This window comes from Marinobacter sp. UBA3607, assembly GCF_002375525.1.
In the GTDB taxonomy this organism is placed as follows: Bacteria; Pseudomonadota; Gammaproteobacteria; order Pseudomonadales; family Oleiphilaceae; genus Marinobacter; species Marinobacter vinifirmus.
Genome location: NZ_DFLY01000010.1, coordinates 16,958 through 26,764, shown reverse-complemented (window position 1 = coordinate 26,764; position 9,807 = coordinate 16,958). Strand labels below are relative to the sequence as shown.

Annotated in this window: 8 protein-coding genes; all 8 read right to left on the bottom strand. The window is 59.8% G+C overall.

The annotated features are described in order from the left end of the window. Positions 1–40: 40 nt before the first annotated feature. Positions 41–2,251: a hypothetical protein gene (locus tag B2589_RS02655; protein WP_286815525.1), complete on the bottom strand. Its 2,211-nt coding sequence runs from the start codon at positions 2,249–2,251 to the stop codon at positions 41–43. Between the two features lie 117 nt (positions 2,252–2,368). Then, the gene (locus B2589_RS02650) at positions 2,369–2,929 is read right to left on the bottom strand and encodes a YfaZ family outer membrane protein (RefSeq protein ID WP_094623941.1); all 561 of its coding nucleotides are present in this window, start codon (positions 2,927–2,929) and stop codon (positions 2,369–2,371) included. 122 nt (positions 2,930–3,051) lie between these two features. After that, positions 3,052–5,130: a response regulator gene (locus B2589_RS02645; RefSeq protein ID WP_286815524.1), complete on the bottom strand. Its 2,079-nt coding sequence runs from the start codon at positions 5,128–5,130 to the stop codon at positions 3,052–3,054. 44 nt (positions 5,131–5,174) lie between these two features. Next, the gene (gene tsaA / locus B2589_RS02640; RefSeq protein ID WP_286815523.1) at positions 5,175–5,924 is read right to left on the bottom strand and encodes a tRNA (N6-threonylcarbamoyladenosine(37)-N6)-methyltransferase TrmO; all 750 of its coding nucleotides are present in this window, start codon (positions 5,922–5,924) and stop codon (positions 5,175–5,177) included. Continuing rightward, complete coding sequence (locus B2589_RS02635) at positions 5,917–6,906, bottom strand: hypothetical protein (RefSeq protein WP_286815656.1); 990 nt, start codon at positions 6,904–6,906, stop codon at positions 5,917–5,919. Before B2589_RS02635 ends, tsaA begins: the two co-directional genes overlap by 8 nt. Positions 6,907–7,003: 97 nt before the next feature. Next, the gene (gene coaE / locus B2589_RS02630; protein ID WP_286815522.1) at positions 7,004–7,633 is read right to left on the bottom strand and encodes a dephospho-CoA kinase; all 630 of its coding nucleotides are present in this window, start codon (positions 7,631–7,633) and stop codon (positions 7,004–7,006) included. A 3-nt stretch (positions 7,634–7,636) separates the two neighbouring features. Then, positions 7,637–8,512 (bottom strand): prepilin peptidase, encoded by an 876-nt coding sequence (locus tag B2589_RS02625; RefSeq protein ID WP_286815521.1) that lies wholly within the window; start codon positions 8,510–8,512, stop codon positions 7,637–7,639. Between the two features lie 72 nt (positions 8,513–8,584). Beyond that, positions 8,585–9,805 carry a type II secretion system F family protein gene (locus B2589_RS02620; RefSeq protein WP_286815520.1) on the bottom strand — a complete coding sequence of 407 codons (1,221 nt, stop codon included), beginning with the start codon at positions 9,803–9,805 and terminating at the stop codon, positions 8,585–8,587. Positions 9,806–9,807 lie beyond the last annotated feature (2 nt).

The window sequence follows — 9,807 nt, the reverse complement described above, 5'->3', positions numbered from 1 at the left end:
TATGGCTGGAATTATAACAGGTTATACGGCTTACGCCTGTTCACTGAGCTGGCTCTGACCCGGGAATCAGAGTGGCGATCAGCAGGCCGGTGCGAAATTCCGGGCCGGTGTTATCCTGGACCACCAGAAACATCTGGTCACCGGATTCCGTGTAGAAGCCGTTCAGAACCAGCTCGCCTCCCGTCAGCTCGATGGTGCCGTTGCCGTCGGGTGTCACGGTGAACCCGAGGTCGAGCAACTCATTTTCCGGAGTGCTGACCGCGTTCTCTGTGATGGTATGGCTAACCCGGTAGCTGGCGGCGGTAAGGTCTGCGGTAAGGTCTGCGCCGGTTTCGGATAATGTGAGCGTGCCATCGGCCACCTGGTACAGATGGTTCTGGCTGGTATCCATCGCGATCATCGTGCCCTGAACCCGGTAGTCGCCGGCAACGGGCGCGGCCAGGGACGTTGTCTTGCCGGCGATCACCAGGCCATCGCCAAGTCCCGCGTCGTCGAGATTGAAAGCCAACAGGGAGCCATCGGGTGTAGCGGCGCCAAGGCCCAGCGGAGGCTCGCTTTCGGCACAGCTGCGACACAGGCTTAGCCGGCCGATATTCTTGGTGCCGGAACTGAGCTGGGCCGGGCGGTTGGTAATGTTCCAGGTGTCGGTCACGGCTAAAGACTCTCCTGCACCCGCAGGAGAGTCTTTAGCCGTGTTGCCACGGTAGATGGTCGCGTTATTTGTGGTCAGTGCACCATCAGCGCCGCCCAGCTCACCATAGCCGGTCTCGAAGGCTGCCGGATTACTGCCGCCAAACTGGGCAGTAAGGTACACCAGGTTGTAATCGCTGCCGGTAATGCCGGCCATGTCGAAATCTTCGCTGCGTAACAGATGCAGCTCCAGCACGGAGAGATACTGTTCTTCCAGGGTTTCCTGGCGCTTCAGCTTGCCGTCTGCATCAGCCAGGGCGATGGCCTTGCCGGCGGTAAAGTAACTGCCCAGCACCCTGTCCGGGCTTTGGTTCTCATCGCCGGGGGCGGAGGTGAAGGCATCCATGAAATAGGGGTTGCGGGTCCAGCCATTGTTGGCGCTGCCCGGTTCATCGGTAATGCTCTGGTACAGGGCGCGGCCGGCCAGCAGGCGGGCAGGGTCGGAGCCGTCTTCTGAGGGCGGCGTGAGTGTGGCAGCACCCGGTGAGCTGGAATGGCTGTTCCGGGTCCAGCCGGTTTCCCGGGAGAACTGGTGGCCGTCCGGATTGGTAAAGCCGTGAACCAGGGTGCTCCGGTCGTAGGGAATATCCGTGGCCAGGGAGGTCACGTTGATATTGAAGGCCTCGAAGGAGGTGAGGGTCAGGGCCGGGTACAGAAATGCCCCGCCAAGGTCTTCTTCCTGTGCGGTACGAGCACCCCACTGGCCGGCACCAGGGAAGCGGGCATCACGGAAAGTCGGGCCCAGCTCCAGCCCCAGAAACACCGAGTTGTAATCTGCGGAGCTGGCGCGGATGGTGCCGGACGCATTCGGGCCTAGCAGGGCATAGTCCGCCATCTGCTCAATATAGCCGGCGAAATCCGCCCGCCCGGCCAGCGTGTTGATGGCGGCCTCGAGCGTCAGGTTGCCGGCAATATCAATCTCGAAATCGTGTACCTGGTCGGCCAGGCTGGACCACACATACTTGTTCAGGCACAGGGCGCCGCCCCGGTCGTTCACGCAGTCCATCACTGCCTGGAATTCTGTGGAGGAGTAACCGCCAAGTCCGTTTTGCACCAGGTAATGGGAGAAGGGGTTTACCTTCACATCCCGGTCTGAATCGGCTGCCAGGGCTTTCATCGCAATGGTTTGGCCGCCGCCGGAATAACGGGCTTCAATCACCACATCCGGGCCGATGGGCTGGCCGTCCGGAAACGCCACAATAATGTGGCCGTCCTCACCGGTACTTGTGCTGTAGGCCACACTGCCAAGGTTTTGCCCGCCCTGGTTGCTCTGGTACACCTGCACCTGGTCCGGAATCACGATTCTCAGGTTGCGCCGGGTTTGTTCCGCATCCGGGGCATAAAAGGCGGGCACTTCCATGGTGATTCGGACTTCGTTGGCTTTCAGGCCGGCGGTATTGCCGGAATCGCCGGTGCTGCCGGGGTTAAAGTCGTCCAGGGCGTTAACGGTATTGCCAAAACGGTTGGGAATCTCGCGGGCGCCATCAATGGCACTGTCACCACCGCCGCAGGCGGTCAGTAGGAAGGGCAGGGCAAGGGCTGGAATCAGGCGACATTTCATACAAGGCAATCCGGATGATGTATCTCGGCACAGCCTAGCAGCAAAACAAAGGGGAGAGCGTGAAAGCGGGCACGAATCGGCCACCCGGCATCAAACCGGGCGGCCGCAAGGCGGGTATCAGAAGAAGATCTTCATACCGGCCATCACGCCTTCGTCCAGGTTGATATCCGGAGAGCCGCGGAAATCCAGTTCGGTGTTCAGGTAACGGTAACCGGCGAACACTTCTGCGTTGCGGATCACACGGTAACTGCCGCGCAGTTCTACGCTGGTCATGTCGTCGGAATCACCGAAAGACAAAATGCTCGGGGCGTAGTGCAGGGCGCCGGTGAAGGACAGGCCCGGCACATCCGGAATGTTCAGGGTAGCAAAGCCACCAAGGCCCACCGCGCCGCCGTCTACCTGGTCGTCATCCCAGGCGATGCCGCGCAAACCAATGCCGGCGGTGGTAGGCAGGTTGCCAAGGGCGGTGCGGCCCTGGGCGTGGAAGTCCACGTTGCCGATGTGGCGGCTGCCTTCGTGATAGGTGTAGCCAGCGCCCAGCTGCAGTTCGTCCTGGGTGCCGAAGAAGTTTACCTGGCCCTTAACGGAATCGTTGGTCAGGCTCAGGTCCAGGTCGCTGGCAAATACCGGAGCGGCAGCCAGGGACAAAGCGAGGGCAGAGATGCGGGTAATCTTCATGATGACACCTTTGTTGCTTTCATTTTAATTCGGAGGGAATGGTAAACACCTGCGCGCGGCGCCACAACTTAAATGGCTGTAAGTCGTTGTTAAGGCGTCCTGGCGAGTTATGAGGCGCGGGCTTAGTCCGTGCTGGCCGCGGCCTGGCAATACTGGTCCAGCACCGCCCGCAACATCTCCAGGTTCACCGGCTTGGCCACAAAGGAATCCATGCCGGCAGCCCGGCATTTTTCCTCGTCTTCTTCCATGGCGCTGGCGGTCAGGGCCACCACCGGTATCCGGGGTTTGTGATTGTCCCGCTCCCACTGTCGCAGCCGGCGGGTGGCTTCAAAACCGTCTACCCGGGGCATCACGCAGTCCATCATGATCACATCATATTGGTGGGTCTGGTACAGGGAGGGCGCGGCTTCGCCATCGTTGGCGGTCATCACCTGGCAGCCCAGTTTCTCCAGCAGGCGGCGGGTGAGGGTGCGGTTAACCGGGTTGTCTTCCACCAGCAACACCTGCATACAGCCGCAGGCCAGCTCCCGGCGTACGGAGCCGGTGTGGTTGATGGATTGCAGGGAAAAGCGGGTCAGGAACCGGCGCTCCTGCTGCTCTGCATCCGCAAACAGCTGGTTCAGAATCGGAATCAGGTAAGACTCCCGCAGGGATTTGCTCAGGAAAGCATCGGCCCCGGCCTGGCGGAAATGTTCGGCATCGCCCCGCTGGGGGTTGGACGAGAGAATCAGCAGGCGCATATCCTGCCACTGCTGGTTGCCGCGAATCTGGCGGCACAGCAGGTCGCTGTCCATATCCGGCACAAAGCCGTCCAGAATAATCGCATCGTAGGGCGTGCCCGCATCAAAGGCCTGACGCAGGTAGGTGAGCGCCTCGCCCGCCGAGCGCACCGCTTCGATGTGAACCTCGTGGCGGGACAGCATTTCCAGGGTAATCTTGCGGGACAACTCGTAGGAATCCGCCACCAGAATGCGCTTGTGATGTACCTTTCGGGAATCCGGCCGCACCCGGGCCGCGCTGTCTGCCGCTTCCGGCAGGCTGATTTCCGCCCAGAAGGTGGAACCTTCACCAGGTCGGCTTTCCAGGTCCAGCGAACCGCCCATCAGCCCGATCAGCTGCCGGCAGATGGTCAGCCCCAGCCCGGCTCCCGGTGTTTGCCGCTGGAACTGCTGGCCCAGCTGCACATAGGGCTCACAAACCAGCGGAACATCTTCCGGGTTAATGCCCACGCCGGTGTCTTCCACGGCCAACCGCAGGCGTACCTTGTCGCCCCGCCGGCCCAGCACTTCAATGCTGATCAGCACATGGCCGGAATCGGTAAACTTGATGGCGTTGGACAGCAGGTTCAGCATCACCTGGCGAATACGTACCGGATCACCCACCAGCGCCCAGGGCAGGTTCTCATCCACCCGCACTTCCAGTGCCAGGCCTTTCTCCCGGGCACGGCTGCCGAGCATGTGGATGAGGTCGTTCAGGGTTTCCCGCAGGTCGAACGGAATGGCTTCCAGCTCCATCTTGCCGGCTTCCATGGCGGAGATGTCCAGCAGGTCATTAATGATGGCAGAGAGGTTTTCCGACGCGCCCAGCAGGGTATTCACATATTCCCGCTGTTCCTGGTCCAGCGGGGTGTCGGTCAGAAGGTTGGCGTAACCGAGCACGGATTGCAGGGGGATTCGCAGCTCGTGGCTGACGTTGGCCAGGAACTGGTTCTTGGCATGGTTGGCGCGGATGGCTTCGTCGCGTTCGTCACGGGATTTCAGGGTGTCCTGGCGCAGGGAGCGGGTGTCTTCCAGAATCTGCAGGCGCATGCGGTTCAGGGCCTGCTCCAGTTCTGACAGTTCATCCGCCCGTTTGGGAGCCTTGCGGCGCAGTTTCAGCGGGTCAACCAGGGCGTCCAGGTTCAGCCTGGCGGCGTAATCCGCCATGGTTTCCAGGTGCCGGAACAGGGTAATGCGCACAATCAGCAACAGGCCCAGAGTGCCCAGCATCACCACGATGGACTGGAACCAGAGATTGTGCAGTGCCTGGCCCAGCACCTCGTCATAGAATTGCTGGAACGAGGATACCTTGGCCAGCTCGCCATACATCTGTGCGCCGGTGGCCACCAGCGACAGCACCACGCTGTACAAAAGCACCCATGCCAGCAGCCGCAACGCCAGCGGGCGAACACCTAAACGCTTGAAAAACTGCTTGGAAGGCAAAGGCACAAATTCCCTGTGTCGACGACAAAATCACTCGCGGCAGTTTAGCAGACAGATACCACTTCCACACGCACGGCAGCGCCCTCGTTTACAAAACGAAAACGAACGTTCAGATCGTACAGGTGTGCGCCGTAAATTCGCTCCTCATCCCGGCCCCGGCGGAACGACGGGCGCGGGTCGTAACTCACCACATCCTCAATCAGCCCCCGTAAATCCGGGTAGTCGGCCGGGGGCAGGGCGGTCAGTTGTGCCTCGGCCTCCGGGGTGAAGCTGACCGGCAGGCGCTGCAAGGGTTCTTCCTCTGCCCAGCCCAGGGAGGCCTCCGGTAAGGCATCGGCAAAGGGCAGGTAGGGTTTGATATCCAGGATCGGTGTGCCTTCAATCAGGTCATGGTCGCTGATCTTCAGCACCAGCCGGCCGTTGTGCCTGTCCAGACCCTCATTTTTTACCACCGACAAACCCAGGCTGTTAGGCCGGAACGGCGAGCGGCTGGCGAACACGCCCATCTTCTTGTTGCCGCCTAATCTGGGCGGGCGCACCACAGGCCGCCATTCTGCCCGCACCGCCTCGTGGAACTGGAACACCAGCCACAGATGGCTGGCGGATTCCAGGCCACGGAAGGCGTCTTCCCGGTCGAACGGCGGTTCAATCACCAGGCTGGCATGAGCGTTTTTGGTGAGCCCGGGCTGGCGCGGTACCCCGAACTTGTCCTGAAAGCAGGAGCGGGTGTAGGCAATGGGGGTAAGGGTGAGGGCTTCCGCAGCGGGTTTGCTTTTGTGGCGGGGTCTAGTCACGGCTGATGGTTCCGGAGAAATACATTTCGATACGCAATACCACCGAGGCCCGGTCCTGGAAGCCGTCTTCCCGGGGGAATTCCAGGGCCGGCACCACCTCGGCGAACAGCCAGTCTTCGTACATGCGGTAGCGCCAGGTGAAGTCGGCGAAATACGACGTGGTGCGCCAGCCGGGCTGGCTCTCGCCCAGAATGCCGGTACGGGGTGTTATGACCGAACGATTGTTCAGGCGCTTGCGCACACTGAAAATCTGCGCCGCATCGAACCGGCGTTCATCGTGAATCCACTCAAGCTCCGATGACGCAAAAAAATGCCAGCCATTACTCACCGGCCGGTCCCAACCCATCCAGGAGCGCGCGCCCCAGCCTTCGGTGTGATAGTAGTAAACCCGCTGTTTAAGGTTGAACGCCCAGTCTTCATCGATTCGCCAGCCCTTGCTGGCGGTCATGCGCCAGAAGGCTTCCGGGGGCAGCCGCAGCCGGCCGCCGATATCCGTGGACAGGTTGATCGCATCGCCCACCTGGGTCAGGTAGCGCAGGGCACCGGTGGTTTCGGTTTCGGTACGCTCGGGCTCGGTTAAAGTGCGGTCTCGCTCCCGCTCGGCCAGGGGGATCAGTTCCTCGCTTTCGCTCTCCACCACCAGCCGCAGCCTTTCCTCGGCCGTGGGTACATCCAGCCGGAACCGGGCCTCCGGCTCGAAACTGGCCAGGTTGCTGTATTCCGACTCCGCCGCGAAGCCCAGGCGAAGGTAGCTTTCGTTGTTGGGCAGAACATGACTGGAGCCAGACAGGGTCTGGTCTGCCCAGGCGCCCATGGATTGCACGTTAACCCCGTGCCGGCGTTCCTGGCGAATTACCCAATTGCTGAAATCCAGCCACCAGGAATCTTCCGGCTCGGCCCAGTATTCATCGGGTTCAAAGGTATAGAAAGACGCCGGAAGGCGATAGGGCGACAGCACTTCGGACACCGGTGCCGCTTGCATATTGAACACCGGTTCGCCGCCACGGGCTGTGGGTGCCAGGGCTACGCTGAAGGCCAGGAACGAGACAAAAAACGAGGTGTAACGCAGCCGAAGCTCCTTAACTGAATTCAGCCAGCAAACGGTTATGCAGCTCACAAACCTGAAGCTCCACGTTATCCAGCGGGCGGTTATTATCAATAATAGCGCTTGCCCGCGCCCGCCGCTCGTCCCGGCCCAGTTGCGCCGCCATAATCCGCTCCACCTGTTCCCGGGAATTGGCGTCGCGGGCCATAGTGCGCTCCAGCTGCACCTCCTCCGGCACATCCACCACAATCAACTGCTCAACCAGCTGATGTTGATTGGTTTCCAGAAGCAGGGGAGATACCAGCAGAACATAAGGTAACGGATAATCGCCGGAGTTGCCCTTAGCCGAAAGGCTGGGAGGGTTATGCAGCTGGCGAACCAGCTCCTCCCGAATCACCGGGTGCAACAACTGCTCCAGCCACTCCCGCTCCGCAGGTTCCGCAAACACCCGCTCCCGCAACAAGGCGCGGTTCAGCGAACCATCCGCCTGCAACACCTCAGCACCAAAATGCTCTGCAATTTGCGCCAGTGCCGGCTGGCCCGGTTCCACAACTTCACGGGCCACGTTATCGGCATCCACCCAGTGCACGCCCAGTTCGCCAAATAGCCGCGCCACGGTAGATTTTCCGGAGCCGATACCGCCTGTTAAGCCAATAATCCTCACGCATCAAACTCCCAAAAACCCAAACCAGGCCGCCTGAATCTCCGCCCCAAACCAAAGTCCCAGCAGCCCAGCGGCGGCGAGGTAAGGCCCAAACGGAATCGGCACCTCACGCCCATGCTTCTTGAATACCATCAACGCAATACCAACCACAGCCCCCACCAGAGAGGACAACAAAATCACTGCCGGCAACAACTGCCATCCCAGCCAGGCCCCGAGCGCCGCCAGCAACTTGAAATCCCCATGGCCCATACCTTCCTTGCCGGTGGCCAGCTTGAATAACCAATACACCGACCACAGCGACAAATACCCCGCCACAGCACCCCAGAAGGCGCTCTCGAAATCCGTCAGCACGCCAAAATAATTCAGCACCAGGCCCAGCCACATCAGCGGCAGGGTGATGCTGTCTGGCAGAAGCTGGGTATCAAAATCAATCACCGTCAACGCTACCAGCGCCCACACCAGCAGCAACGCCCAGAGCGCGGCTTCGGTCGGCCCCAGCAGGAACACGGTAACTACCGAAAATATTGCGGTAACGGCTTCAATCAGCGGATAGCGCACAGAAATCCGGGTTTTGCAGGAAGAGCACTTGCCCCCCAGAAACAGCCAGCTCACCACCGGAATATTCTCCCAGGCCCGAATCTTGTGGCCACAGGAAGGGCAGGTGGAGGCAGGTTTGGACAGGGTGATGGTTTCTTCTTTCTTGCGCTGCGCCTCCGGAACCTCCAGGAATTCCTCGCACTGGCAACGCCAGTCCTGGTGCATAATTTTGGGCAGGCGCAGGATGACCACGTTCAGGAAGCTGCCGATGCAGAGGGAGACGAGGGTTACGGTCAGGTAGAGGAGCCAGGGGGTGTTGAGGAATACGTCTAGAGAGGGCATTCAGGAACTCATTGGAAATGTTGGGAGAATGCCTGCTCCCCGAAGAAGCGGGGAGCAGGAACGGGCCGGTGTTTAGCCAACAACCTGACCCATCTGGAAGATCGGCAGGTACATGGCAATGATCAGGCCACCTACCAGCACGCCGAGAACCGCCATGATCATGGGTTCCATCAGGGCAGTCAGGTTGTCCACCATGTCGTCCACCACCGCCTCGTAGTGCTCGGCTACTTTCTGCAGCATTTCATCCAGGTTACCGGATTCTTCACCAATGGCGGTCAACTGCACTGCCATCACAGGGAAGATGTCCTGCTGGCGCATGGAAGCCTGTAGCTGGGTACCGCTGGAAACATCGTTCTTGATACGCTGGATGGCATCGCGATAAACCGCGTTACCGGTGGCCCCGGCTACGGAATCGAGGGCGTCGACTAGCGGTACACCGGCGGCGAAGGTGGTGGATAGCACCCGGCCGAATTTGGCGACGGCGGATTTGTCGAGGATTTCGCCCACAACCGGCAGTTTCAGCACGTACTTGTCGACAATATCTGAGAACTTTTGGGAACGCCTTTTGGATTCTTTGAAGAGGAAGATGGTGCCCACAATGCCCAGCAGCACGACAAACCACCAGGTTTGCAGCCATTCGGATAATCGCACCACCATCTGGGTAAACACCGGCAGTTCTGCGCCGAAGCCCTGGAACAGGCTCTCGAACTGCGGCACCACCTTCACCAACAGAATCGCGGTAACCACAATTGCCACCACAATAACGGCGATGGGATAGGTCATGGCTTTCTTGACCTTCTTCTTGAGCAATTCCGTCTTTTCAAGATAAGTCGCAATCCGATCCAGCATGGCCTCCAATGCACCGGCCTTCTCACCGGAATCCACCAGGTTGCAATACAAATCATCGAAGTATTTCGGGTGCTTGCGCAAAGACGCAGCAAAGCCGGAACCGGAAGAAATATCATTCCGGATGCTAACCACAAGTTCCTGCAGGCCTTTGTTCTCAAGGCCATCAGCCACGATGTCAAAACTCTGCACCAACGGCACACCAGCCTTCATCATGGTGGCCAGTTGGCGGGTGAGCATGGCAATGTCGAACGGCGTAATCTTCTTGCTGCCGCCGAACAACGGCTTGGGCTTTTTCTTGACCTTGTCCGGAATCACCCCCTGCTTGCGCAACTGGGCTTTCACCAGGGCAAGGTTAGAACCCATGATCTCGCCCTTGGCTTTATTCCCTTTGCGGTCTTTGCCTTGCCAAACAAACGATTCCAGCTTCTGCACTTTTTCTGCCATGC

Bases quoted from the DNA above. Each gene is read 5' to 3' on its own strand.
- B2589_RS02655 (WP_286815525.1), bottom strand. From the start codon at position 2,251: ATGAAATGTCGCCTGATTCCAGCCCTTGCCCTGCCCTTCCTACTGACC.
- B2589_RS02650 (WP_094623941.1), bottom strand. From the start codon at position 2,929: ATGAAGATTACCCGCATCTCTGCCCTCGCTTTGTCCCTGGCTGCCGCT.
- B2589_RS02635 (WP_286815656.1), bottom strand. From the start codon at position 6,906: ATGCAAGCGGCACCGGTGTCCGAAGTGCTGTCGCCCTATCGCCTTCCG.
- B2589_RS02625 (WP_286815521.1), bottom strand. From the start codon at position 8,512: ATGCCCTCTCTAGACGTATTCCTCAACACCCCCTGGCTCCTCTACCTG.
- B2589_RS02620 (WP_286815520.1), bottom strand. From the start codon at position 9,805: ATGGCAGAAAAAGTGCAGAAGCTGGAATCGTTTGTTTGGCAAGGCAAA.